At 58.2% G+C, this 25,223-nt stretch carries 21 protein-coding genes; 8 read left to right on the forward strand and 13 right to left on the reverse strand.

Features of this window, described 5'->3' with window-relative positions; genetic code table 11:
- The first annotated feature begins 18 nt into the window (after positions 1–18).
- The 5 genes from recC to IEI94_RS22955 are packed head-to-tail and all read left to right on the forward strand — an operon-like array spanning position 19 to position 11,202.
- Positions 19–3,720, forward strand: a complete 3,702-nt coding sequence (gene recC, locus IEI94_RS11340) for an exodeoxyribonuclease V subunit gamma (RefSeq protein WP_191167421.1) — start codon at positions 19–21, stop codon at positions 3,718–3,720.
- Positions 3,717–7,676: an exodeoxyribonuclease V subunit beta gene (gene recB / locus IEI94_RS11345; RefSeq protein WP_191167422.1), complete on the forward strand. Its 3,960-nt coding sequence runs from the start codon at positions 3,717–3,719 to the stop codon at positions 7,674–7,676. Before recC ends, recB begins: the two co-directional genes overlap by 4 nt.
- Entirely contained in the window at positions 7,673–10,003 is a 2,331-nt protein-coding gene (gene recD, locus IEI94_RS11350) for an exodeoxyribonuclease V subunit alpha (RefSeq protein WP_191167423.1), read from the forward strand. Before recB ends, recD begins: the two co-directional genes overlap by 4 nt.
- On the forward strand, positions 9,993–10,544 hold the full coding sequence (locus IEI94_RS11355) for a hypothetical protein (RefSeq protein ID WP_191167424.1): 552 nt from the start codon (positions 9,993–9,995) through the stop codon (positions 10,542–10,544). The genes recD and IEI94_RS11355 overlap by 11 nt, the downstream gene beginning before the upstream one ends.
- Positions 10,537–11,202: a hypothetical protein gene (locus IEI94_RS22955; RefSeq protein WP_191167425.1), complete on the forward strand. Its 666-nt coding sequence runs from the start codon at positions 10,537–10,539 to the stop codon at positions 11,200–11,202. The genes IEI94_RS11355 and IEI94_RS22955 overlap by 8 nt, the downstream gene beginning before the upstream one ends.
- 147 nt (positions 11,203–11,349) lie before the next feature.
- Here the strand turns inward: IEI94_RS22955 and IEI94_RS22960 are convergent, their stop codons facing one another.
- From IEI94_RS22960 to IEI94_RS11385, 5 genes are all read right to left on the reverse strand, one after another.
- Positions 11,350–11,751 carry a Mov34/MPN/PAD-1 family protein gene (locus IEI94_RS22960; RefSeq protein ID WP_412030909.1) on the reverse strand — a complete coding sequence of 134 codons (402 nt, stop codon included), beginning with the start codon at positions 11,749–11,751 and terminating at the stop codon, positions 11,350–11,352.
- 65 nt (positions 11,752–11,816) lie between these two features.
- Positions 11,817–13,514 carry a HesA/MoeB/ThiF family protein gene (locus tag IEI94_RS11370; RefSeq protein WP_191167427.1) on the reverse strand — a complete coding sequence of 566 codons (1,698 nt, stop codon included), beginning with the start codon at positions 13,512–13,514 and terminating at the stop codon, positions 11,817–11,819.
- A 7-nt stretch (positions 13,515–13,521) separates the two neighbouring features.
- Complete coding sequence (locus IEI94_RS11375) at positions 13,522–14,676, reverse strand: CBASS cGAMP synthase (protein WP_191167428.1); 1,155 nt, start codon at positions 14,674–14,676, stop codon at positions 13,522–13,524.
- A 2-nt stretch (positions 14,677–14,678) separates the two neighbouring features.
- Positions 14,679–15,710, reverse strand: a complete 1,032-nt coding sequence (locus IEI94_RS11380; protein WP_191167429.1) for a CBASS cGAMP-activated phospholipase — start codon at positions 15,708–15,710, stop codon at positions 14,679–14,681.
- Positions 15,711–15,941: 231 nt separating this feature from the next.
- Entirely contained in the window at positions 15,942–16,274 is a 333-nt protein-coding gene (locus tag IEI94_RS11385; RefSeq protein ID WP_191167430.1) for a DUF427 domain-containing protein, read from the reverse strand.
- Positions 16,275–16,417: 143 nt separating this feature from the next.
- Here IEI94_RS11385 and IEI94_RS11390 point away from each other — a divergent pair, with 143 nt between their 5' ends.
- Positions 16,418–17,227: a potassium channel family protein gene (locus tag IEI94_RS11390; protein ID WP_224750087.1), complete on the forward strand. Its 810-nt coding sequence runs from the start codon at positions 16,418–16,420 to the stop codon at positions 17,225–17,227.
- 48 nt (positions 17,228–17,275) lie between these two features.
- Here IEI94_RS11390 and IEI94_RS11395 read toward each other — a convergent pair whose 3' ends face one another.
- Together IEI94_RS11395 and IEI94_RS22615 are read right to left on the reverse strand one after the other, a co-directional pair.
- A complete protein-coding gene (locus IEI94_RS11395) occupies positions 17,276–17,566 on the reverse strand; it encodes a nucleotidyltransferase family protein (RefSeq protein WP_191167431.1) in 291 nt (96 codons plus the stop codon).
- A gap of 60 nt (positions 17,567–17,626) precedes the next feature.
- The gene (locus IEI94_RS22615; protein ID WP_263574623.1) at positions 17,627–17,899 is read right to left on the reverse strand and encodes a DUF427 domain-containing protein; all 273 of its coding nucleotides are present in this window, start codon (positions 17,897–17,899) and stop codon (positions 17,627–17,629) included.
- Between IEI94_RS22615 and IEI94_RS11400 the strand changes: the two genes are divergently transcribed.
- Together IEI94_RS11400 and IEI94_RS11405 are read left to right on the forward strand one after the other, a co-directional pair.
- The gene (locus tag IEI94_RS11400; protein WP_263574624.1) at positions 17,807–18,103 is read left to right on the forward strand and encodes an RES family NAD+ phosphorylase; all 297 of its coding nucleotides are present in this window, start codon (positions 17,807–17,809) and stop codon (positions 18,101–18,103) included. The two genes, IEI94_RS22615 and IEI94_RS11400, sit on opposite strands and share 93 nt — an antisense overlap.
- A gap of 50 nt (positions 18,104–18,153) precedes the next feature.
- Positions 18,154–19,170, forward strand: a complete 1,017-nt coding sequence (locus IEI94_RS11405; protein ID WP_191167433.1) for a TauD/TfdA dioxygenase family protein — start codon at positions 18,154–18,156, stop codon at positions 19,168–19,170.
- A gap of 248 nt (positions 19,171–19,418) precedes the next feature.
- On the opposite strand, the gene phnD is transcribed toward IEI94_RS11405, so the two are convergent.
- The 6 genes from phnD to IEI94_RS11435 all read right to left on the reverse strand — a co-directional run.
- On the reverse strand, positions 19,419–20,393 hold the full coding sequence (gene phnD / locus IEI94_RS11410; protein ID WP_191167434.1) for a phosphate/phosphite/phosphonate ABC transporter substrate-binding protein: 975 nt from the start codon (positions 20,391–20,393) through the stop codon (positions 19,419–19,421).
- Between the two features lie 87 nt (positions 20,394–20,480).
- Complete coding sequence (gene phnE / locus IEI94_RS11415; protein ID WP_191167435.1) at positions 20,481–21,293, reverse strand: phosphonate ABC transporter, permease protein PhnE; 813 nt, start codon at positions 21,291–21,293, stop codon at positions 20,481–20,483.
- Complete coding sequence (gene phnE, locus IEI94_RS11420) at positions 21,293–22,102, reverse strand: phosphonate ABC transporter, permease protein PhnE (protein WP_191167436.1); 810 nt, start codon at positions 22,100–22,102, stop codon at positions 21,293–21,295. The genes phnE (IEI94_RS11415) and phnE (IEI94_RS11420) overlap by 1 nt, the downstream gene beginning before the upstream one ends.
- A 3-nt stretch (positions 22,103–22,105) precedes the next feature.
- A complete protein-coding gene (gene phnC / locus IEI94_RS11425) occupies positions 22,106–22,900 on the reverse strand; it encodes a phosphonate ABC transporter ATP-binding protein (RefSeq protein ID WP_191167466.1) in 795 nt (264 codons plus the stop codon).
- A gap of 368 nt (positions 22,901–23,268) precedes the next feature.
- Complete coding sequence (locus tag IEI94_RS22795) at positions 23,269–23,427, reverse strand: DUF427 domain-containing protein (protein ID WP_263574625.1); 159 nt, start codon at positions 23,425–23,427, stop codon at positions 23,269–23,271.
- Positions 23,428–23,621: 194 nt separating this feature from the next.
- Positions 23,622–25,223 (reverse strand): autotransporter domain-containing protein (locus IEI94_RS11435; protein ID WP_224750090.1); only part of this gene is annotated, 1,602 nt, incomplete at its 5' end.

The raw sequence follows: 25,223 nt of genomic DNA on the forward strand, positions 1-25,223 counted from the left end.
TCCGCAGGAAGTTACGCCATGCCGTTTGCCACCACGCCACTAACACCCGGCTTTATGGTCATCCACGGCAATCGCCTGGAGGATCTGCGCGGCGTGGCGGTGGAGTGGATGAAGCGCCACCCGCTCGGCCCGCTGGAGAACGAGACGATCCTGGTGCAGAGCAACGGCATCAGCCAGTGGCTCAAGCTGGCGCTGGCCGCAGATGAGCGGGACGACGGCACCGGCGGCTCGGGCATTGCCGCGGCACTGGATATCACCCTGCCGGCGCGCTTCCTGTGGCAGGCCTACCGCGCGGTGCTCAACCATGTGGAACATGATCCCCAGGCGGTGCCGGCCACCTCGCCCTTCGACAAGTCCCATCTGCTGTGGCGGCTGCTGCGCCTGCTGCCGGAGCTGATGGAGCGCGACGAATTCGCCCCGCTGCGCCAGTTCCTCGCCCACGACGACGACCTGCGCAAGCACTACCAGCTCGCCGAGCGCCTGGCCGACCTGTTCGACCAGTACCAGGTCTACCGCGCCGACTGGCTCGACGCCTGGGGCCGCGGCGAGGACGTGCTGATCTCCGCCCGCGGCGAGGCCCGCCCACTGGACGACGCCCAGCGCTGGCAGCCCGCCCTTTGGCGCGCCGTGGGTGAGAGCGTCGCCAATGACGTCGGCGACCAGGGCATCGCCTCCAGCCGCGCCATGGTGCACCACCGCTTTATGGACGCCGCCGCCCAGCTCGACGCCAATCACCGCCCGCCCGGCCTGCCGCGCCGGGTGATGGTGTTCGGCATCTCCTCGCTGCCCCAACAGGCACTGGAGGCGCTGGCCGCCATCGCCCGCTGCTGCCAGGTGGTGCTCTGCGTGCACAACCCCTGCCAGCACTACTGGGCGGATATCATCGAACACAAGGAGCTGCTGAGAGCCGCGAGCCGCCGCCAGCAGCGCAAGGTCGGCATGCCGGAGCGCCTCGATGTGCTCGGCGACGGAGACGCCAGTGGTGACGGAGCGGAGAGCCTGCACCTCCACGCCCAGCCGCTGCTGGCCGCCTGGGGCAAGCAGGGCCGCGACTACCTGCGCCTGCTCGACGAGCACGACGACAGCCAGCAGTACGCCGGCCTGTTCGCCGCCGACTCGCTGCGCATCGACCTGTTCGAGCCCTTCGTCAACAGCCGCGGCCAGGCGCGCCTGCTCAATCAACTGCAGGACGACATCCGCGAACTGCGCCCGCTGCACGAGACCCGCGAAACCTGGCCGGCGGTGGACACCCAGGCCGACAACTCCATCGTCTTTCACCTCGCCCACAGCCCCCAGCGCGAGGTGGAGATCCTCCACGACCAGCTGCTGGCCGCCTTCAGCGCCGACCCGCAGCTGCGCCCGCGGGACATCATCGTGATGGTGCCGGATATCGACCACTACGCGCCGCATATCCAGGCGGTCTTTGGTCAGTATCAGAGGGCGCCGTATGCGCAGGTCCAAGCCGAGCGCGAGGACCCGCGGCATATTCCCTACACCCTCTCCGACCAGGGCAGCCGCCACCGCCTGCCGCTGCTGATCGCCCTGGAGATCCTGCTGCGCCTGCCGGAGCTGCGCCTCTCGGTGAGCGAGCTGCTCGACCTGATCGACGTGCCGGCGCTGCGCAGCCGCTTCGGCATCGACGAGGAGGACCTGCCGACCCTGCGCCGCTGGATCGAAGGCGCCGGCATCCGCTGGGGCCTGCACGGCCAGCAGCGCGCCAGCCTCGACCTGCCCGGCGGCATGGAGCAGAACACCTGGGCCTTCGGCCTGCGCCGGCTGCTGCTCGGCTACGCCGTGGGCGAGGCGGCCTCCGGCCCCTGGCAGGGCATCGAACCGTTCGACGATATCGGCGGCCTCGACGCCCAACTGGCTGGCCCCCTGGCCACCCTGCTGGAGAGCCTGGAGCGCCAGTGGCACGCCCTGCGCGAGCCCACCGACGTGAACGGCTGGGTGCAGCGCCTGCGCCAGCTGCTGGAGGAGAGCTTCAGCGGCGACGACGCCCAGGACAGCCTGATGCTGGCGCAGCTCGAACAGGCCCTGCAGACCTGGCAGGAGAGCGCCGAGGAGGCCGGGCTGACCCGCGACCTGCCGCTCTCGGTGGTGCGCGAACACTGGCTGGCCCAGATCGACGAGCACAGCCTCTCCCAGCGCTTCATGGCCGGCGCGGTCAATTTCGCCACCCTAATGCCGATGCGCGCCATCCCCTTCAAGCGCGTCTGCCTGCTGGGCATGAACGACGGCGACTACCCGCGCAGCCACCCGCCGATGGACTTCGACCTGATGAACGGCGACTACCGCCCCGGCGACCGCTCCCGCCGCGAGGACGACCGCTACCTGTTCCTCGAAGCGCTGCTCTCGGCCCGCGACCAGCTCTACGTGAGCTGGGTGGGGCGCAGCATCGTCGACAACAACGAGAAGCCCCCCTCGGTGCTGGTCGGCCAGCTGCGCGACCACCTCAAGGCCGGCTGGCAAGCACAAGACGACGGCGAGCTGCTCGTGGCACTTACCACCGAGCACCCGCTGCAGCCGTTCAGTCGCCGCTACTTCGCCACCCCGCAGCAGCACGCCGCCCGCAGCGTCGCCGACCAGCGGCTGTTTACCTACGCCCATGAGTGGCACGAGGTGCACGCCGAGGCGGCCCCGGCACAAGCCAACGAGGCACTCGAAGCGTTCAAGCACGAAACGCCTCTGACGCTGGTCCAGCTCGGCAATTTCCTGCGCGACCCGGCCCGGGCCTTCTTCAACACCCGGCTCAAGGTGTTCCTCGACCAGGAGGACCTCACCAGCCTCGACCACGAACCCTTCACCCTGGACGGCCTCTCCAACTGGCAGCTGCAGGACCTGCTGATCCAGGTGCAGCGCCGCGCCGTGGACGCCGGCCAGCCCCGCGAACCGGCCATGCTCGACGCCCTCGACCGCCTGCAGGGCCAGGGCGTGCTCGCCATGGGCGCCTTCGGTGAGCGCATGCGCGAGCAGCTGATCGAGCCGATGCCGGAGCTGTTCGAAGCCTATGAGGCGGCCCTGGAGGAGTGGCCCCACGCCGTGGCGGAGCCCGAGCCGGTGCGACTCAACGTCCCCGGCGCCCCGCCCCTCGAGGATTGGCTCGACGAACTGCGCCGCGACGCCAACGGCCAGCGCTGCCGTCTGCTGCTCTCCAGCAGCAGCCTGATCAAGAAGGGCAAGTACCACTGGCACCACCTGCTGCGCCCCTGGGTCGCCCACTTATCCGGCCATTTGAGTGGCGAGCCCATGACCACCCAACTGCTCTCCAAGGCGGGAAATGTGACGCTGCCGCCCCTCGACCCGGAAGTGGCCAAAGAACACCTGCGCGAGATCATCAAGGCGTGGCAGGCCGGCATGCAGGCGCCGCTGCCGCTGGCCATCGGCACCGCCTTCGTCTGGCTGAGCAAGTTGGGGACGCCTGAGTCCGAGCGCGACAGCGATGCCTGGCACGCCGCCCGCAAAGCTTACGAAGGAGACGACTTCAACGCCGGAGAGGTGGGCCGCAACCCCTACCTGGCCCACCGCTGGCCCAGCTTTACCGCGCTCTATGAAGCCCGCCACGACGCCGGCGGCTTCGCACAACTGACCGAACGCCTGCTCGCCCCGGTGCATCTGGCCGTGAAAGGGGACAAGAAGGGCGAGAAGAAGGAAGAGAGAAGAGGGAAGAGCGAAGAGGGAAGAGAGAAGAGAGAAGAAGGAAGGGGGGAGACGAAATGAGCGACGTCGCACAGCCAGTAGCGCTCGATCCACTCCAGTTTCCCCTGCACGGCAGCCGCCTGATCGAAGCCAGCGCCGGAACGGGCAAGACCTTCACCATCGCCCTGCTCTATGTGCGACTGGTGCTGGGCGCCCGCTCGGCCGAGGACGACGCCGCCTTCGAGCGCCCGCTGACGCCGCCGGAAATCCTCGTCGTCACCTTCACCAACGCCGCCACCCAGGAGCTGCGCGAGCGGATTCGGGCGCGACTAGTGGAAGCTGCTTCTGTCTTTCTAGACCAAGCTTCGGGAGCAGGATGTAGCGGAGGTCCTATGCCAGGGATGGCATCGGTAGCGCCCAGGGATGGGTTCACAGCGCCTCCGCGAAATCCTGCTGACGAAGCGTCTGACCAAGGTAGGACAGGATCAGCCCCGACGTCACAAGATCCGCTGCTGATCGCCCTCCGCGACCAGTACGCCCCCGCCAGTTGGCCCGCCTGCGCCCGGCGCCTGCAGCTCGCCGCCGAGTGGATGGACGAGGCCGCCGTCTCCACCATCCACAGCTGGTGCTACCGCATGCTGCGCGAGCACGCCTTCGACAGCGGCAGCCTGTTCTCGCTGAATCTGGAAAACGACCAGACCGAGCTGGAGCTCGAGGTGGTGCGCGACTACTGGCGCAGCTTCTACTACCCCCTCGGCGCCGACGAACTGGCCGCGGTGGTGCGCCACTGGCAGTCCCCCGAGGCACTGCACGCCGCCGTGCGCGGCCTGATGCCCGAGTGCGCCGCGCTGGACAGCAACGCCCCGCCGCCCGCCGAGACGGTAGCCAACGCAAGCCGCGAAACCGCCCAGCGCCTGGCCGAGCTCAAGGCGCCGTGGGCCCAGTGGGTCGATGAGTGCGAAGCGCTGTTCGAAGAGGCCGCCCAGCAGAAGGCCTTCAAGGGACAGAGCTTCAATGCCCGCAGCCGCGCCAACTGGCTGGGCGCGCTGCGCGACTGGTGCCAGGGTGACGCCACCTGGCCCGGCCTCACCGACGCCGCCTGGAAGCGCCTCACGCCCCAGGGCATGGCGGATATCTGGCTCAAGGGCGAGCCGCCCAACCACCCGGCGCTGGCCGCGCTGGAAGCCTTGCAGGAAGAGCTCAACGCCCTGCCCGATCCCTACGCCGACCTGCTCACCCACGCCGTGCACTGGTGCCGCGCCCGGCTCGACCGCGAGCAGGAGCGCCGCGCCGAGATGGGCCCCAACGAGCTGCTGACGCACCTCGACCGGGCACTTGCCGGCCCCAACAGCGAGGCGCTGAGCGCCCAGATCCGTCGCCAGTTCCCGGTCGCCCTGGTCGACGAATTCCAGGACACCGACCCGGTTCAGTACCGCATCTTCGACTGCGTATACTGCATCCGCGAGAACCGCCGCGAGTGTGGCGTCTTCCTGATCGGCGACCCCAAGCAGGCGATCTACGCCTTCCGCGGCGCCGACATCTACACCTACCTGCGCGCCCGCCGCGACACCGAAGGCCGCCACGTCACCCTGGGCACCAACTTCCGCTCCAGCACCGCCATGGTCGAGGCGGTCAACCGCTGCTTCGAATTCGCCGAGCGCCACCCACCGGGGGCCTTTCTGTTCAAGGAGAGCGACGGCAGCAATCCCGTCCCCTTCACGCCCGTTGGCGCCAAAGGCCGCAAGGACGTACTCACCCGCCGCGGCCAGCCGCTCCCCGCCATGACCCTGTGGCAGCTCGACAGCGACGAGCCGCTCTCCAAGACCGCCTACCACGGCGTGATGGCCGAGCGCTGCGCCTCGCATATGGTCGAGCTGCTCAACGAGGGGCAAAGCGGCCGGAGCGGCTTCCAGAATGAGCAAGGCGACCTCCAGCCGCTCAAGCCCTCCGATATGGCGGTGCTGGTCAACGGCCTGGGCGAGGCGCGGGCGATTCGCCAGGCGCTGGCCCGGCGCGGGGTGAAGAGCGTCTACCTCTCCGACAAGGACAAGGTCTTCGCCTCGCCCATCGCGCCGCAGCTGGAAGCCTGGCTGCACGCCTGCGCCGAGCCCGACGACACCCGCAAGCTGCACACCGCCCTGGCCATGCCCGCGCTGGGACTGGATATCGCCGACCTCGACAAATTAAATGCCGACGAACTGGCCTGGGAAGGCCGGGTGATGCAGTTCCGCGACTACCACAAGCTGTGGCAGCGCCAGGGCGTGCTGCCGCTGGTGCGGCGGCTGATCAACGACTTCGGCATCGCCACCCGGCTGCTCGCCGGTGGGCCGGCCTCGGAAGGAGAACGCTCCCTAACGGATTTGCTGCACCTGGGCGAACTGCTGCAACAGGCCAGCCAGGAACTCGACGGCGAGCACGCCCTGATCCGCTTCCTGGCCGAGTCCATCGCTCACCCGGAAGGCCAGGGCGACACCCACAAGCTGCGCCTGGAGAGCGACGCCGACCTGGTGCAGGTGATCACCATCCACAAGTCCAAGGGGCTGGAGTACCCGCTGGTGTTCCTGCCGTTTATCTGCGGCCACCGCCCCACCAAGGCCGACGACGCCCCGCTGCGCTGGCACGACGCCGAAGGCCGGCTACGCATCAGCCTGGAGGCCGACGACGAGATGCTCGCCGTCGTCGACCGCGAGCGCCTGGGCGAGGACCTGCGCAAGCTCTATGTCGCCCTGACCCGCGCCCGCCACGCCACCTGGCTGGGCATGGCGCCGCTCAAGGGGCTGGAAGGCAGCGCCATGGGGCAAGTGCTTACCAACGGCGAAGCCATCGTCACTGCTGGCTTCGGCGCGGCGCTGACCCGGCTCAAGGGCGAGGGCAGCGAGGCGTGCCAGGCCATCCAGATCGAACCGGCGCCCCAGGCCCACGCCCAGGTCATCGACCTGGGCAGCGACGCCCCGGCCCTGGGCGAGGCACGCACGCCCCAGCGCGCCGCCCGCGAGCACTGGTGGATCGCCAGCTACTCGGCGCTGCGCCTTTCCGGCGAGGCGATGTCTCCCGAGGCCCTTGCTGAAACCTCAGGCCCTGAATCCATGGCCGCCCCAGTAAGGGCTGACTTACCTCCAATTCCGCATGGCAGCGAGATCCAGCCAAGCGGCACCGCCGACAGCGTCAGCCTGCCGGAGCCCGCCACCGCCATGGAGGCCACCGCCCTGGAAGTGCTCGAGGAGCCCCGCGACAGCGGCCAGAGCGAGCCGCTGCCCTCGCTTCACAGGTTTCCTAGAGGACCGGGGCCCGGTACCTTCCTCCACGGCATCATGGAGTGGGCCGGCGAACAGGGCTTCGCCCGCGCCGCCGCCGACCCCGCGGCTCGGGAGGACGCCCTGGCTCGGCGCTGCCAGTTGCGCGGCTGGCAACAGTGGCTGCCCACCCTGCACGACTGGTTCGGTGCGCTGCTCAGCGCCCCGCTGCCGCTTCCCGATGAAGCCGGCAGCCTGCGGCTCGAAACGCTGACCCACTACCAGGTGGAGATGGAGTTCTGGTTCGCCGCCAGCCGCGTCGACACCCGCCGCCTGGACGCCCTCGTAAGTGCTTACACACTCCCTGGCGCCCAGGCCACGCCACGGGTAGCGCTGGACGCCGATACCCTCAACGGTATGCTCAAGGGCTTTATCGACCTGGTGTTCGAGTTCGAGGGGCGCTACTACGTGGCCGACTGGAAATCCAACCACCTGGGGCCGGACGACAGCGCCTACAGCATGGACGCCATGCGCCAGGCCGTGGCCGCCAAGCGCTACGACCTGCAGTACTCGCTCTACCTGCTCGCCCTGCACCGCCTGCTCAAGGCGCGCCTGCCGGACTACGACTACGACCGCCATATCGGCGGCTCGCTCACCGTCTTCCTAAGGGGCAGCAACGCCGAGAGCCGCGGCGTCTACGCCGAGCGCCCGCCCCGGGAGCTGATCGACGCCATGGACGCGCTGTTCCAGGGCAAGGGCCACGCCGCCGCCCAGGCGCCGACCGACACGGAGACGCCGGCATGACCCAAGGCCCCACCCCCGATCTGTTCGACGACGCGCCCCGCCCCGAAGAGGTCGCTCAACCGGCCACTCAGGCCGAAGACGCCAGCGCGGCCCTGCACGATGTGGCCGCGCTTACCGCCCTCCTCGACCGCTGGGTCGCCCGCGGTTGGCTGCGGGCGCTGGACCGGGCCCTGGCGGTATTCCTGCAGCGTGAGGTGAACGACGCCTCTCCCCTGCTGCTGCTCGCCGCCGCCCTCGCCAGCCACCAGCTCGGCCGCGGCCACGTGTGCCTGGACCTCGCCCAGACCCTGGCCTCCCCGGACCTGGCGCTCTCGCTGCCCCCGGAAGGCGACGACCTCAGCGACCCGCCGCCGCTGCCCAGCGACGTCCTCGCCGGGCTCGAGCTCGCCACCTGGCGCGCCGCCCTGAACCACCCGCTGCTGATCGCCGACGGCAACGCCCCAGGCAACACCCCGCTGGTACGTGCCGAACACAACGGCAACACGCGGCTCTACCTGCGCCGCTACTGGCAGTACGAACAAGACATCCGCCAGCGCATCACCGACCGCCTCACCAGTACCCAATGTAGGAGCGACTTCAGTCGCGATGGCGCCGCCAGGCGCCCAGACCAGGCCACCCACACAGGCACCCTCGCCACGGCTCTAAATGCCCTATTCACCACCACCGAACTGGACTGGCAAAAAACCGCCTGCGCCCTCGCCGCCCAGGCCCACTTCGCCGTGATCACCGGCGGCCCCGGCACCGGCAAGACCACCACCGTGGTCAAGCTGCTCGCCCTGCTCCAGGCGCTGGCCCTGGGCGAAGCCGGCTCGCCGCGCCCGCTGCGCATTCGCCTGGCCGCCCCAACCGGCAAGGCCGCTGCACGCCTCAACGAATCCATCGCCAAGCAGGTGCAGGGCCTCTCACTGGTGGAACTGGCCAGCGCCGTGGGCCAACAGGGTGTGGATATCTCAACCCTGCGCGACAGCATCCCCACCGAGGTGACCACACTACACAGACTGCTGGGCTCGCGGCCGGATACCCGCCACTTCCGCCACCACGCCGGCAACCCCCTGGCGCTAGACGCGCTGGTGATCGACGAAGCCTCCATGGTGGATATCGAGATGATGGCCGCCGTGCTCACCGCCCTGCCGCCCAAGGCAAGGCTTATCCTACTCGGCGACAAGGACCAGCTCGCCTCGGTGGAGGCCGGCGCCGTACTCGGCGACCTCTGCCAGCGCGCCGAAGCTGGCCACTACACCCCCGCCACTGCCGAGTGGCTGGAAGCCGTGACCGGCACGCCGATTCCCGAGCAGTACAAGGACGCAGACGGCCAGCCGCTGGACCAGGCCATCGCCATGCTGCGGGTCAGCCACCGCTTCGATGCCAGCAGCGGCATCGGCCAGCTCGCCGAAGCGGTTAACCGCCCGCTCGGCCCCGATCACAGCACCCAAGACAAGAAACGCACGGTAAGCGACGTATTCCAGCGGGAATACGCCGACCTCGCCCGCCTGCGCCTGGCAGACGCGGATGACCCGGCCGTGGACCGCCTGGTGGTAAACGGCAACCCGGCCGGCTTCGCCAACCAAGGCGAAGGCCGCCACGACAGCCGTGGCGAGCCAATAGCCCCGCCGCTGGGCTACCGTCACTATCTCGAGGTAATGCAGCAGCAGCGCCCCGCCCAGGCCAGCTTCGGCGAGGGCGACGCACGAAAACCCTTCGACGACTGGGCCCGCGCCGTGCTCAATGCCCACGGCCACTTCCAGCTGCTGTGTGCGCTCAGAAAAGGCCCCTGGGGCATCGCCGGCCTGAACCCGCGCATCGCCCGCGCCCTGCGCCGCGCCGGGCTACTCCAGGCAAGCGACCTGGAGCTGGAACAGGGCTGGTTCGAAGGCCGCCCGGTACTCGTCACCCGCAACGACTACGGCCTGGGGCTGATGAATGGCGATATCGGCATCACACTCGCCGTGCCCGACGCCCGCAGCACAGCACAGCAACCACGCCGCCCCCTGCTGCGCGTCGCCTTCCCCGCCAGCGACGGCAGCGGCGACATCAAGTGGGTACTGCCCAGCCGCCTGCAGGCGGTGGAAACCGTCTTCGCCATGACGGTACACAAATCCCAAGGCTCGGAATTCACCCACACCGCCCTGCTGCTCCCCGACGCCCCCAACCCCATCCTCACGCGGGAGCTCGTCTACACCGGAATCACCCGCGCCAAGCACTGGCTGACGCTGGTGGAGACTGGACGTGGGATGCTGGATGAGGCGGTGACGAGGGAGGTGGTCAGGGTGAGTGGGCTGGGGAGGGTTTCAGGCAGGGGTGTTCGTTTAGTAAAGCATGGCACATAAAGTTCGCCTTATAAATTTATTCCAGCGTGAAACAATGGCTATAACACCAACTATTCAAGAGCACAGCATGATATTGGCAGATAAAAGCTTCCCTAACCTCCTTTTGACTCAGATCAACCTGTGGAGATCTAACTCATTCACTGGGGTCGGTATAGTATTCTACTCAGGGCTTGAAGAATTACCCAGTGCATCCCTTGGTAACTTGAATGCAGCAAGCCCCCGGCTACCGATTTTGGGGATTAGTGCGATTGCCCGTACACTAGTAAAAATATCTGATATCGCGTCTCCCTGGCATGACGGGTTCCATATGATAGAGACACAATCTAGGACATTGACGCATTTGTCTAGATTTCTTGCTCCACCTTTAAGCACTCTGTCACAACTACCTGATAACCGGCCTAGTGGAGCAAGGCAAATGACAGCTTTAACTGTTTCAATGATTAAAGATATCGACTATGTAGGCATCATTGGAACAACAGGCGAAATTGTTGTATACAGAAATGGATATATTTTAGAAAAAGCGGCCTCAGACCATGAATAACCTAAGCCTAACGCAAGCAGAGTTACAACGACTTCTGAAAGTGTATTTTTGGCTTGCTGCAGGCCTTGCCGTGCTTTTATATTTTCTACACCTACCTTTTGACTACCCGGTATTAGCTATGGCTTGGCGTTCTGTCACTTACAGCCTAGCAAGCACAACCCTTCTTTTCGGAACATTTTTTAGGCTTGCTTGGAGATCCCCAAGAATTGCAAGATGGATGCGCCGCCCGATTGTCCACGGGGTATGGCGGGGAAAGCTTCGCTCTGATTTCTCACGGTCTGATAACAATGGACCCTCGCTAGAGATACCTATTATTTTTGTGGTTCGCCAAACCTATCTGACGATCTCGATTGAATCTTTCACCAAGTTCCAGGAGGGAGAGTCCAAGCTTGAAGCCCTGATTCAAAACAAAAGGACGGAGGCAACCCGCCTATGTTATGTATTCGAGCTTCGTAGACAATACCAGGGAGAGAAAAAACTTACCTCAGGTGCCGGAGAACTGAAACTAATTGATAACGCCAAGCGACTCCGGGGACATTATTGGACTAACACACCGACTAATGGAGACCTAGAACTAGAACTGATTTCGCGAGACTGTGAGGGAGTCGACTGTTTTGAGGTTGCAGAACGCCTCTTTACTGAGAGCCAGCGGGGCTGATTTAACTTAGAGACCGGAAAGTCAGAACCAGTTTGGCTCAATACTTACTGCAATTTTAACTATAGTAAAAACATGCACAGGGGAATTCCTATTTTACTCCTAAACGCTAACGGAACACATACCAAACCATCATCAGGAAACAGCTTACTAATTAAAAACCTCAAATCTTACTTTGCCACTAGGATCTAGATAACCTATGCAAAAATAGAATGACTGAACACCCACAATAACGAAAAAACAATAGGGGCTATGACCATCAAGAACGACCTTCTTCCACCCCAATAAGTCAATAGGTGAGGGGCTAGGGGTTTTTTCAGGGTGAGTATGCCATTCTCCGAGATAACCGACCTCACTATTTTCCCTCTCCCAGGTCTTAAGAGCAATCTGATGATGACTACAGTCCCGCCTGATGAACTTAAAGCGGGATTGATAATCATGCCTACCAGGTTCTGTGACATCTGAAATATCAAGATACTTCCCCCGTATTCTACCTAATATCAATCCTCCCGACTCGGGAATAGATCTTTCTGACTGGCGGTACTTAAGCATTACTTCAAGTGTTACTCTTGGAAGTAAAACGGCCTCCACTTTGCACTCAGCTTGGGGGGACAATACTAAGTCAGGCTGCACGATGGGCAATCCTCCTGCTGCTCTAGGTCATGATCAACGAAGCTATCATAATAACGCCCAGATCTCTGACCACCTCTGAAACGAGGAGCGTCGATACCCTGATACCAATCGACCGCTACCTCACAAGCTAAAGAAGCTGCCTGCATGGCTGCTGTCGCCGCATATGGAATAATAGTTTTGCAACCAACGTTTCGATAATTGATAGGCTCATCACTATGGGGAAATCTTAGCTCCCTCGCTCCATCCTCACTATGAATATATAGACATTCTCTACACGCATGACCAGCAGTATTATCTACCAAAAGAGATCGCCAAGCCATACCTTCACCTTCTAACCAAGCATAAATAACAGGCGTACTACCGCCACCACGCAAATGTTTTATGTGCCTCTTATTCAGCCACCGTGAAAAAGCTTCAAAGCCTGTAGCATCTATGATCAAATCGAAATCAAAATGTAGATGCTCTTGCGCATCACCGGCAATGCTATTAACAACCACATGTGGCATTTCACGATTTATCTTTTCTTTAATTGACTCGGCTTTAGAGCTATTAAGGTCTCGCATCCCGAGTGTATGACGTGTCAGGTTTCCAGTTTCTAATTCCTCCTTATCAAGGATAGTTATACTTCCTCCAAATGATCCCGCTCCTACCATAGCTAAAGCATCGGCAAGAAAGCTGCCGATTGCACCTCCGCCAATCACCAGAACTTTCTGATCAGAAAGGCTAGGATTGCCATTTCTTGAATGTATGGATTTTTTACTAGCATCTTCTACATAACACCTCTTTATAGGAATTTTAAGAAGAGGGTTTTTTGGCTGGTACAGCCTATAACCTCCCCATGCATGAAGTTCATTCCAAGGTAATTTTAAAGGTTCTTTTGAATCTGCTCCAGCCATGAAAGTAGCAACCAATGCATGGCTAGGTGTTTTTACAATAACAGCTGGAATTTTGGATATCCAAAAAATAGGATTTGCTGTTAATTCCACAAATTCTTGCAATTTATTAGGACTATTGAGCCGTACCCATTCAAGAAATTCTTGTAAATTTTCTGGCAAAGGTACCGTGGTATTTTTTGGCCAGTCTTGATCGACGGCGATTACAAAAGCATGTCCCACTGCATTGCTAAATCCAGCATGGAGAATGTTTTTTAACAGAGGATGCTCAGCATTGTAACCAATAGGCACTAGCCACAGGGATCGCTTTTTCCTAGGCCCAAAATATAATTGGTAATAAGAACATGAGAGATTGTCATATGAATAAATAAGAGACGTATCATTTAACCAATAAGCGTGAAATTCGTCCCTATATTCATCTAGAAGAGAGGGATCATTGGAATCTAATCTCGCAATAAGCTTTGAGGCAGATACCAAGCAAAGCTCTATAGCACTTTCAGGATAAAGAGAGTTTAATACTATTGCATCACCTGGAGTCATATAACACAAACTTCTGTCGTAATTGATATGGGCATTTCTTGAGTTGTAATATCGTTCACCTTTTTGAAGAAAAATGACCGGATACGTTGATAACGTCCAGTCATAGATCAGAATTATGACGTTGATTGGATCGATTCCTTCTCGGTCAAGCTGGCCAAAGAAACATCGACTCTCCAGGAAACCAGGAGTTGAGTCTATTTTAAAACCACAACATATCAAATAATCTTCTATGGCCAGCTTAACTTCCATGTTTAATCTATCCTGAAGTAACTTCGTGATTTTGAGGTTGAGGGCGTGCTTGAGCAGGTGTAGAGCTGATTTCAGCTGCCCCTGGAGCCCATGCAATTAGCTCAGGATCTTGTGGTACTCGATGATCCAAATAGCTTTGCAAAATTCGCAAATGGCTAGTTGCATAATCAGGGTTTCGATTCTCTGTAGCCTTTTTCAAAGCTCCATATAGCGAATCAACCCATTGTTTAACCTCTCCCCTTTTATCCATCGGGACACGATTCAAATCTTCCTCAGCATGAATGACAGGTTCAACCACTTCGCCCTGCAACCGAGCGCCCAACTGCTCAAGAACATCTAGTAGCGCAAGATCATCTCTTTCTGGATAGCTGACCCAATCCCAAGATGCACAAACCATCAGAAGTACAGACGAAGGACCACCATCGGAAAAGGAGTGATCTCTTGCCCCCTTTAAATAACGGCAGATTCGGCGCAACTGCTTTCCATTGTCCCGCGAAAAATGCTTTTTGAAGTAGTCGGCGACTTTGCGAGGGTCAGATAGCTTCCACCCTTCATCTCGTGTTGCCAAAGCTATATGATTTAACTCCGACCACTCTTGCTCGCGGCACACCTCAAGGGAAGAGTCAAAAGCTCTATTTTGTGCTAATTTAGCAGCAGCTTCCTCCTTGATTTGAAGAAATTCTTTCTTCGGTGCCACATAAAGAGGGACATCGACATGAGCCTTAATTCCATTGTTTAGTTTAAGCCTGACACAGGCTGGCTTGTTATCGAAGGTCCATCCCTCTGATTTAGCTAAAGGCTTGAGGCACATTTCAACCATACCAAAATAGATATCAGCAGCATCTGAAGGTGTAGTATCTCCATCACGCCAGTTTTCCATGGGGAGATAGACACCAATGTCCAAATCCATTTCTTGATGTGGTTGGCAAGGAGCATTGCATGTCCTATAGACCCATGACCCTTGCGTACAAAATCGCGGTGTTACACCGTTACCCGCACCAAAATGGTGCTCAGTAGCTTCTCTAAGCCCCTGCCGAAGGGCTGAGCGAATTTTTTGCTTAGCCTCCATCAGCTTTTCTACGTCATTTTCGCTGGGGTCTAGCTGTTTGAGGTAGCATTTGGGTTCCGCTTTTTTGTTGAACACTTGACTGTAATTCGCCATCTTTAGGGCTCCTGGTTAAAGAAAATCGGTTGTTCAGCTACATGCTCCTTCCATTTCTTGAACAGAATATTGTCGTCGTGCAGTTTTTCTTGAACAACTGTGCTAGCACTTCCCTGAAGAACCTCTTGAGCATTATGATCGACACTGTCTAAGCTAATTCGACCAGACTGCTCTTTACTCTGACGCTTATCCAAGTTTATTACCCTGCTTTCAATAACATGCCCAGCCATGAAGTCTTGCATAACTTCTTGCGCTGTCATCTGCATTAGGACAATATTAACTCCCCACTGTTTCAAGCCTGCTTCTAGCTTCATTTTTGGGTCTATCGTTAAATGTCCACCCATGGTGCCAATAGAAACGGCATTTATTTTATCCTTAGGAACACCTAATATATATACAGCTTCATGAATAGCCGCCAGAAGAGGAGAGTTGGCAATTAACCCCCCATCGGCATATCTATTGTTATCAAACTTATATACAGGAAAGTACATCGGTGCAGCAGATGACGCTAAGACTGCATCTATGATTTTGCGCCTACCGTCTTGTGTGAATCTTGGATGATGCTGAGTCTTGAAATATTGTGGTCCACCTTTACTTAAATTGATAGTCGGTATAATCAACCGATGATGTAGATCATTGAAGGTAGATGATGACAATAAATCTTCTCTCGACAAAAATTTCTTTAAAGCATCTGCTCTATACTTAGATGCAAAGACGCCAGGTGATTTTATTAAACCGCCAAGTAACCTTCTGGCTGCAAAGATTTTCTCACCATGTTCAGTAAACAGGGAGGGAAGTTGTGATGCGGGAAGCTCTTTTGCTACAGCTGACGCCAAGATGCTTCCTACCGAAGTCCCTGCGATCAGGTCAAATTTATTCGCTAGCGGGCCACCAGACACATCCTCAAGCGCTTTCAATATCTCGGCGCTGAAAAGACCTCGATATCCCCCACCTGAAAGTGAAAGAATCCAAAACTCCTTCTCTGGATCCTCCGGGTTCCACGGCTTATGCTGTTGTGCCTCGACTTGCCCCATAACATGCTAACCCCGTATCTAATATAATCCCTGAACGTCCGAGTTAAAAGCTGAAAACTCTTACCCCATTTTCTACTGTGTCATTTTTATCACCTTTACCGCCATTTTCAGTGCTGATAATCGCTTACACTCATGACATCGAGGTTACCCAGTAACCGTAGGCACCAGCCTACACGGCAGTTGCGATAAGGCGACAACCTCCCCCGCATAGCCACCTTGGGTCGAAAGCCGTCATTGGTCATCACCCTCATAAAACGCCAACCTCTCCACAATTTCCTCCATCCCCTCTGCGGGCTGCTCGTAACTCCACGCCACGTCCCTGCGCTCGCCTAACGAAAAGTACACGGCATCACCCTTGAAGGGGCAGTGGGTCACAGTGTCGGAGCGGGTCAGCAGATCCATTTGTACGTCGTCGCGGGGAAGATACTGCCGCGGCGGGTAGCCCCGTTCGCGAAGCTCAATGGCGCGGGTGGTATCGGCCAGCAGGGTGCCATCAATGATGACTCGCACGCGTCGGGCGTGCGGGTGCAGGGTGATGCGGGGCTCGGTGGAAGCCGTTGGCATAGCGCCATCCCATTGCGTATAGGCATTGTCGTTATAGTGTTATTAGATTCAGCCTAGCACCCAAAGCTGATTAGTCCCATTCTTGCCATCAACGGGCAGCTCGACATCCGCTCTACGGGCTGGCGACGGGATAGGGGAAATGCATGCAGCCATTGGATAACCACAAGGCCAGGCCCTATGCGGGTTGGCGCCGTCGCCTGTACCTGATGCTTGAGCCCACCGCTCGTGACTCTCCTGGGCTATCGATCACCAACCGCTTGATAGCGGTGCTGATCATCCTCGCCACGGCACTGACCATTCTGGAGACGGAGCCGCTGGTCCGGGCGCTGGCTCCTAGCGCCTTCGTCACTGCCGAGGCAGCACTGGCGCTGGCCTTTCTGATCGAGTACGTCGCGCGTGTGATCGCGGCCGGCGAAGATCCTCGCTATCGAGGGCTGGCTGGGCGCCTACGCTTTATGGTTAGTCCATGGGCAATCATCGACCTGCTGGCGATTCTACCGTTCTTCCTGACCATGGGGGCAGTCAATGCCTTCGCCTTGCGTCTGCTCAAGCTGATCCGCCTGCTCAGGCTCGCGCGCCTGGGGCGCTTCTCCAACGCCATCGGCGACCTCTATCAGGCGGTGCGCGGGCGGCGCTACGAACTCACGGTGAGCCTGATGGTGGCGGTGGCATTGCTGATCGTCACCAGCAGCGTGATCTATGTCCTGGAAGCCAGCCATCAGCCCGAGGCCTTCGGGAGTATTCCCAGAGCGCTCTGGTGGAGCGTGGCTACACTCACTACGGTGGGGTACGGGGACGTAACGCCGGTGACCGCGGCTGGGCAGCTGTTTGCCGGCCTGACCGCCATCGTCGGCATCGGCATGATCGCCATGCCCACCGGCATCCTGGCGGCCGCCTTCAGCGATGCCATGCAGAGACGTCGGGAGCAGGCTGAAGACGATAATAACGAGTAACAAGGCAGGGAGTAGGGAATGGCACCTCATTCGCGCTTGAGACGAGAATCAGACACGCACTGCCTCACGCTCAACATGGGGCCGCAGCTCGGGACGTAGCGCCTTGTCGGTCACCAAATCTACCGGATGATCCAGCAGATCCTCCAGGTAGAACTGCACCCCGAAATAACGAGCCGAAGTCGCCGGGCCGTCGAAACTCACCAAGATATCGATATCGCTGTCGTTGCGAGCCTCATCCCGCGACATGGAGCCAAAAAGCGCCAACGAGGTGGCGCCATACTCGCTGGATAGCGACGGCAGGTGTTCTCGCAACAGCTGTAACGTCTTGGTTCGGTTCATCTTGCGCTACCTCAGCAACGTCGAGCCTTCGGGAAGCTGATCACTATGGCTATCCATGGCTTAGCCTAGCATGGGTGGCGGCCTAGAGCTGCCCGACTGATAACTCCACGCCACATCTTGATGTTCGCCAAAGGAAAAGTACACGGCATCGACCTTGAATGGGCAACGCGTCGTCGTCGTAGAAGGCGTCAGCTCCAGCAGCGGGTCTACCTGGCAAACCTTGAGGGCGAACTCTTCGACTTGCGCGGAAACCCTCCCGGAGCCGCCCACCTGCTGGCCCCGGATGGCTGGAAAGCTGGCCAAGCTTTCGGTCGCAAGGCCTGGGAGGCCCATGCTGATGGGATTGTCTACCCAAGCGTTCGCGAACCGGAGGGTGAGTGTGCCGCAGTGCTTCGTCCGCCGGTCTTGTCGGCTATCAAAGGTGGTTTTTCCCCATTCTCGCCAGCAACAGGCGCCTCAAGATCCGCTTGTCGCGCGTTTGGAAAACAGGATCGTCTCTGTCAGCATGATCCATACATACATCCTGTGCTCGGATGACGGCGTTGTGCTCATCCTTGTTGCATCGAGCTGAACCACAGGAGGCCCGCATGAAACCCCGTCAATCGACGCTACCGCCCCTTGATTCGTCCCGCGTTGCCACGATCGAAGCCTTCGGTGGAACCATCACCCCTCTGGATCCCCTGGGTGCGCAGGTACAGGGCATCGACTTGTCATCCAAGGACGCGCCGCCGCCCGACGTTCTCGACGCACTGGAATGCGAGATGGCGAACCGCGGGTTTCTGGTTTTCAAGAACGCCAAGCCATTGGATGCCGATAGCTTTCTCCGCGCCAGCTGTTGGTGGGGAGGCAAGGAGCTGCACAGCACGCATGGCGTCCACCCGGCGACCCCTGATGGCAACCGACATATCTTCCGCCTGTCGAACGATAAACGTCACGGGATCCCGGGGGTGGGACCGCAATGGCACAATGATGGCAGCTTCAACGCGGACACCTTTTCGCACTCGGGTTACCACATCATCCGGCCGGCCGAAAAAGGCGGAGGGACGTATTTCGCCCATCAGGGTGCCGCCTATGACGCGCTCCCGGAGGATCGGAAGGAGTACTGGAGCCGGCTCTCCTCGGTGAACTCCGCGTCAGGCGTCGTTCACCCCGTGGTGCATGAGCATCCCGTATCCAAACGCAAGTGCATCTGGTTGCATCTGGGCATGACAGGGGCGGTGATCGAAAAGCTGCCCGATGACGATGCCTTTCGCCTGTTGAACTCGGAAGAATTGCAGCAGTTCTGCCGTGAATACAACGACATCCTGAATGCCGGGCTGGAGAACGGATACACCACCGCCTACGAGTATCAGGAAAACGACTGCGTATTCATCGACAATCTCGCCGTGGCCCATCGAGCTGCGCCTGAGGCCCACTTGCCTGTCGAGGAGCAGGGCTTGCGAATCATGCACCGCAGCACCGTTCGCGGCGTGCAAGACCTTGCGCCGGGATTCGGGCTGCCGCAACACGTCGATATACAGGGGCCCAATCCGTCAGGTGAAGGGGTCTGGCAAGGCGGTGGTATCGGCTTCCGGTGGGAAGATGACATCCCCATGCAGAATTGAGCGACGCGCGAATGCCCGATGCCCGATGCCCGATGCCTGATACCAGCCCCGCCCCCAATACTGGCACGGAAGCTGTTCGACATCGGCTTCGCCCACGCCAAGCACTGGCTCACGCTGGTGGGGCCGGGTCGTGGGATGTTGGATGAGGCGGTGACGAAGGAGGTAAGTGGGCTGACTGGGTAGATACACCAGTCAGCCCAAGCAACCATCTCAGAGGCGGCACATAGCGCACCACCCGGCATTAAACATTATTCACCGAGCAATTCTGCTACTGTCTGACTTCCTTGACGAATAACACGGCTGATTTCCCAATCTTGCTGATAATCAATTTCTACAAATTGATCCTCTTCTTCCCACTGCTCGGAGAGCATTGTCCCCTCCCAATCAAAACTTAAGAAGGCTTGCTTTATTTCTTCCTGAAGATCAGGATTCAAATTATGCGCGACACCGTAAGCCGTGGATGGGAAAAGCGGTGATTCATATACAGTGTGGAGCCAACCCTCAGGATCCTCAATTCTTCCGCCTTGATACATCCGGTCAATGACTACGTCAGCCACAGGTGCGGCAGCATAGTCACCCATATATACACCCAGGATCGAGTTATCATGAGAACCTGAGAAAACTACGTCGTAGTCTTCTCCAGGCAGCATGTCAAACTCCTCGTATAGCAAAGCACGAGGAGCAAAGTAACCAGACCCAGAGCTTTCCGAAACAAAGGCAAGCTCTTGACCCGACAAATCATCGGGAGACTGAACATCGCTATCTTGACGGCTAATAATAGCCATTCGATAGCCGATCATGCCTTCTTCGGTACCCATTGCGGTCTGAGGCACAAACCCTGCCATATTAACCGCATCTTGCACCGAGCCAGAAGCAAAACCAGAAACGTGGAGGCGGCCTGCACGCATTGCTTCTATCTGAGCGGATGTACTTTGTACACCAAACCACTGAACAGTCCTATCTAGCTCAGATTGTAGGTGTTCAGTAAACTCTGCAAATACTTCTTCATAAACCGCCGGATCTTCTACTGGTGAATAGGCGAATACCAGCACATCTGGATCAAGCCATTGAGACTCGTCCTCAGGAGGATCAGCAACAAGATTGCCAGTTCTATCTGTATAGCGACTATCAAGCTCATCAGCGAAGAGCACTCCGCTAGAAAAAGCCAGCATTACCGCTGAGCCAATGGCTACCGAACATGATTTGGCGTTATATTTATTCATACCAGCATACTCCAATGTCGTCGTTTTATAACATCATAATGTGGCTCAACACAGCAAACCACCGATACAGACCACCTTGCCTCCTTACTAATTGACTGCAGCACGAATTTTTGCAGATACAATTTCTGCAAAAAACACACATGCCAGTATCGTTATCAAAATAACGCTCACTTGATCCCAGGCCAAACGATTTATCGCCGAGTTCAAAAGGAATCCAATACCTCCTCCCCCCACTATACCGATGATCGTCGATTCGCGAATGTTGATTTCCCACCGATATACTGTAATACCAACAAAAGCCGACATCAATTGCGGCATATAGCCGTAAAGAAATATCTGAGTCTCACTTGCACCAGTGGACTTCACTGCTTCAATGGGGGATGTGTCGATTTCTTCAATTGTTTCATAAAGGATCTTCGTGATCATACCGACACTTCGTATTCCTACTGCAAGAACCCCCGCCAACAACCCTGGGCCAACCACCTGAACCAGTAGTAGCGCCCATATCAAGCTTGTAACTGAACGAGAGGCCGCCGACAGAGTTAGCGCTACGGCTCTAATGCTAGAGTGAGGTGTAGTGTTTTTTGCACAAAGAATAGCAAGCGGCAAGGCAATGATAACACCCAGGATAGTGCCAAACACTGCGATATTAATCGTTTCCCACAGAGCGGCTACTGCTCTAGGGAAAAAACCAATATCAGGAGGAAACATTCGAGCGGTAAAATCTGCGGCTTGCCGGGGTGCATCTGAAACAAATACCCACATAGTCTGGCCGGAGATAAACCGCATGGCCACTATGAAAGCCACCAATGTCAGCAGCAACACTGTGTAGCGAACGAGCACATCGCGAGAGCTATGACGTACCCAGCGAGAACCTTGTTGCGTTTGAGTAACTGGCATCAGGTAAGTCTCCCCCGCAGGCTACTAGAAACATATTCGCCAATCAAAACCATAACAATGATGACAATCAATATTGCTGCGCCAGTATTATAATCGTAGCGCCCTAACGCCGTATTGAGTACAGCGCCAACACCTCCGGCTCCGACAAGACCAATTACCGTAGACTCACGAAATGCTTGGTCCGCGCGATATATTGAAAGTCCTGTGAAGCGGGCTGCAATTTGTGGCCAAACACCATAAATTACCACTTGTGGCCATGAAGCGCCGCTGGCCCGGACAGCCTCCAAGCTCTTTTTGTTGATATTCTCAATGCCTTCAGCGAGCAACTTCCCAATAAAGCCCACACCATTAAAAATTATGGTCAGCACTCCCGCAAATGGACCGAAGCCGAACATAATAACAAATAACAAAGCAAGAATAACAACATGCAGGCTTCTAAGCACCATCAGAAAGAAGCGGCAAAACATATATATCGGCAAAGGTGATATATTCCTTGCCGCCCCAAGGCTAATTGGCACGGCAATTATTATACCAACGATGGTACCAACCACCGTCATTGTAAGGCTTTCCAAAACGCCAACTACAATATGTGAGCCTCGAGACGTAAAATCCGGCTGCAAAAAGGCAGAGACCATGGCGACACCATGATCAAGCCCGCGAGAAATGCGTGAGAAATTAACCTCAATCGTTCTACCTGCGGCAAACAGATATACAAGCGTGCCCACCAAAACCAACCAGCGTAGCCATGCCGCACGAATTAGGGGTGGTTTTGACCAAGTCTTAAGCTTATAAGTATTTTCTTCGGCCATGACTCACTCCTTTATCTCATGGAGTGGCTCGGGACTATCTTCTTGGTGCTTGTCCGACCAGCTCTCAGAACCGTAGATGACGGTTAGTGAGTCATCGTCCAGCTGTTGTGGTACTCCGTCAAAAACCACTTCACCGCCAGATAACCCCACGATCCGCTTTGCATAAGCTTTAGCCAGCGTGACGTCGTGAATATTTATAATTGCTGCAACGTTGTGCTCGTGAGCCAGCTCAACAATCAGCCTCATGATGTCTCGTGCCGTCTTAGGATCAAGACTTGCGGTCGGCTCATCAATCAGCAATAGTTTAGGATTCTGCAATAATGCCCTGGCAATCCCCACTCGTTGGCGCTGACCACCCGACAGTCGGTCTGCTCGCGTATCTATGTAATCCTTTAACCCGAGACGCTCTAGTAGTCGCACGGCCTTGTCGATATCATTTGGGTGAAACCGGCGCCAAGCGCTCTTCCAAAACCCAATATAGCCAAGGCGCCCGGTAAGCACATTCTCCATGACACTGAGTTGCTCAACCAGTGCATACTCTTGAAAAATCATGCCAATCGACTTTCGCGCACTTCTTAAGCCTCTGCTTCCAAGTATGCAGATATTGGTTCCATCAAGGATGACTTCTCCGGCGGTAGGCTCGACAAGTCTATTTATACAGCGTATGAAAGTACTTTTTCCCGCACCAGACGGCCCTATCAGCGCCATCACTTCACCTTCAGGCACTGATAAATTAATGCTTTTCAATGCAACCAATCCATTCTTATATTTTTTCTCAAGATTATTAATCTGTAACAACATGGCGCACTCTTTATTTATGACATTATTGTTACAATTTTTTTATCACAACTCCCCGCCAGTGTCAAGCTGGAATTTCATTTCCATTTTTTGAATCACCAGGCCTAATAACTTATTCCGTCTAAGAGACTAAAACACAACCTTGAAATCAGTCTTATATGAATACATTCACAGCCTATTGCACAGGACCATATTGACATACAACCAATCTAATCTTTAATATTATTATACTTCAAGAAAGGAAGTTTTTCGAAATAACTTAAGCATTTAATTATGATTGGATATCCTTATCCACTAGCGGCTGAGGCTGTGTGAAAATTTTCGGCGAGTCTCGGCATGGCTAAACACTGATCAAAAATAGCACTCTCTCACTTATTCTGTGGCATCTCCTCCACAATTTCCTCAATCCCCTCTGCCGGCTGCTCATAACTCCACGCCACGTCCTGGTTTTCGCTAAACGAAAAGTATGCAGCATCGCCCTTGAAGGGGCAGTGGGTCACGGTGTCGGAGCGGGTCAGCAGATCCATTCGTACGTCTTCGCGGGGGGATATACTGCCTAGGCGGGTAGCCGCGTTTGCAGAGCTCGATGGCGCGAACGGTATCGGCAAGCAGGGTGTCATCGAAATGGCTCGCACGAGCCCCTCGACATCCGCGCTACGGGCCGGCTCTGTGAATGAGCCGGCACAATACCGCTCGGCATGGTTTCAATGCCGTCGCTATCTCAGAACCTGTGCGTCAAGCGGATCCCGCCAGCGTGGGACCGGGTATCGTTGCCGAATTGCCCGTCGTAACTGACACCAAGGCTGGTGGTGTCGGAAAGGGACAGATCGAGACCCGCCTCGACCACCGCTGCGTTGCGATCGATCGACGTACCAGAGACCGTGAAGGGGTCACCGCCAGCGAAGGCATGCGTGCTCTGGGGCTCCAGATCCCCCAGCGCGTGACGCCAGCCAAGCGAACCGTTAAGGCTCACCGCCTTGTCGCCCAGGGCAAGCGGCGCGCTGCTGCGCACCCCAAGCGTGGTGAAGCTCGTCTCGCTGGTGGCGTCGTCCACCGAGAGCGCCGCCGCACCGCCACTCTCGTCGAAGCCGCTGATGCGCTGCTGCACCCAGGCCGCATTGGCGAAGGGCTCGACACTGGCCGCGCCGGTATCGAAGGCGTAGCCCAGCTCAGCGAACCCTTGAAGCGTCCGGCCGCGGGTGTCGCCGGTCAGCTCTTGGCCGAGTGCGCTGCGCTCGGTGTCGATCCAGTGCCAGCTGTGGGCAGCGCCGAGGCGCAGGCCGAGCGCGCCCCACTGCCGTCCTCCGTAAAGCCCCAGGTGAAGATTGTCGCTTTCGCCGGAGGTAAGGCGGTCGTCCACCGAGAAGTCGGTGCGGGTGTAGCCAGCCGAGAGACCGAGCCTCCAGTCGTCGCCCAGCCAGTTGGGGTTGGCATCCCGACCGGCCAGAAAGCCCCAGTCGCGGCTGTCGAGGTCAGCGGTATTACTATCGCCGTCGAACGCCACCTTGGTGCCAAGAATGCTCAGCCAGAGCGGGTCGTCACTGCTGCCGGGAGCATTGCCGGCGTTGCGCATGCGCGCCATCAGGCTGTCGCGCACCTGGTCGGTGCTGGTCAGCAGGGCCGATTGGGCCGATGCGATCCCTTCGCCGGACAGCTGGTCCAAGGCGGCGGCAGCCTGCGCCGAACTCATGTTCAAGACGTCGTCATATACCGCGTTGCCAGCCCCCAGGGAGAACACCCCGCCGCCGGTGGCACATTGATTGCTGCTCTGGCCCGGCAGGCAGAAGGAGGTGGCGCCATCGATCAGGCGGGAGGTGAGGTAGTAGTTGTCGGCGTCGAAGCTGCCGGCAAAATCAAGATAGGCGTAGTCGTCGCTGATCACCGGCCCGTCGCCCGCCACGGTCAACCCGCCGCCGGTGGTGAGGATGGTATAGGTGGAGCCATCGGCGTAGCCGATGGATCCGTCGTCGGTGCCGTTCTCTGGGGTCACAAGGATCTGCGAGCCGTCCTCGAGCGTAGTGGCGCCGGCAACGGCAATCAGATCGCTGTGAACGCCCGGCGTACTGCCGCCGCCGCGCAGCTCGACCTCATAGGTGGCGCCGCTGCCCAAGGTATAGTCGCCCGCCACGTTGAGCGTGCCGATGGAGTTGCCCGGCCGCACCACACTGCCGCTGCCGGCCCGCAGTTCACCCAGCGTGCCGGAACCGCCCAGAAAGCCACCGGCGTTGACCGTCACCTGACCGTCCATCTCACCATCGACATCGAAGTATCCGCCGTTGACCGTGGCATCACCCGTGATGGAGCCGTCGGCCGCCACCACCAG

This window comes from Halomonas sp. ML-15, assembly GCF_014779595.1.
GTDB lineage: Bacteria > Pseudomonadota > Gammaproteobacteria > Pseudomonadales > Halomonadaceae > Franzmannia.

Bases quoted from the DNA above. Each gene is read 5' to 3' on its own strand.
- recC (WP_191167421.1), top strand. From the start codon at position 19: ATGCCGTTTGCCACCACGCCACTAACACCCGGCTTTATGGTCATCCAC.
- recB (WP_191167422.1), top strand. From the start codon at position 3,717: ATGAGCGACGTCGCACAGCCAGTAGCGCTCGATCCACTCCAGTTTCCC.
- recD (WP_191167423.1), top strand. From the start codon at position 7,673: ATGACCCAAGGCCCCACCCCCGATCTGTTCGACGACGCGCCCCGCCCC.
- IEI94_RS11355 (WP_191167424.1), top strand. From the start codon at position 9,993: ATGGCACATAAAGTTCGCCTTATAAATTTATTCCAGCGTGAAACAATG.
- IEI94_RS22955 (WP_191167425.1), top strand. From the start codon at position 10,537: ATGAATAACCTAAGCCTAACGCAAGCAGAGTTACAACGACTTCTGAAA.
- IEI94_RS22960 (WP_412030909.1), bottom strand. From the start codon at position 11,751: ATGCTTAAGTACCGCCAGTCAGAAAGATCTATTCCCGAGTCGGGAGGA.
- IEI94_RS11370 (WP_191167427.1), bottom strand. From the start codon at position 13,514: ATGGAAGTTAAGCTGGCCATAGAAGATTATTTGATATGTTGTGGTTTT.
- IEI94_RS11375 (WP_191167428.1), bottom strand. From the start codon at position 14,676: ATGGCGAATTACAGTCAAGTGTTCAACAAAAAAGCGGAACCCAAATGC.
- IEI94_RS11380 (WP_191167429.1), bottom strand. From the start codon at position 15,710: ATGGGGCAAGTCGAGGCACAACAGCATAAGCCGTGGAACCCGGAGGAT.
- IEI94_RS11385 (WP_191167430.1), bottom strand. From the start codon at position 16,274: ATGCCAACGGCTTCCACCGAGCCCCGCATCACCCTGCACCCGCACGCC.
- IEI94_RS11390 (WP_224750087.1), top strand. From the start codon at position 16,418: ATGCAGCCATTGGATAACCACAAGGCCAGGCCCTATGCGGGTTGGCGC.
- IEI94_RS11395 (WP_191167431.1), bottom strand. From the start codon at position 17,566: ATGAACCGAACCAAGACGTTACAGCTGTTGCGAGAACACCTGCCGTCG.
- IEI94_RS22615 (WP_263574623.1), bottom strand. From the start codon at position 17,899: ATGGGCCTCCCAGGCCTTGCGACCGAAAGCTTGGCCAGCTTTCCAGCC.
- IEI94_RS11405 (WP_191167433.1), top strand. From the start codon at position 18,154: ATGAAACCCCGTCAATCGACGCTACCGCCCCTTGATTCGTCCCGCGTT.
- phnD (WP_191167434.1), bottom strand. From the start codon at position 20,393: ATGAATAAATATAACGCCAAATCATGTTCGGTAGCCATTGGCTCAGCG.
- phnE (WP_191167435.1), bottom strand. From the start codon at position 21,293: ATGCCAGTTACTCAAACGCAACAAGGTTCTCGCTGGGTACGTCATAGC.
- phnE (WP_191167436.1), bottom strand. From the start codon at position 22,102: ATGGCCGAAGAAAATACTTATAAGCTTAAGACTTGGTCAAAACCACCC.
- IEI94_RS22795 (WP_263574625.1), bottom strand. From the start codon at position 23,427: ATGGATCTGCTGACCCGCTCCGACACCGTGACCCACTGCCCCTTCAAG.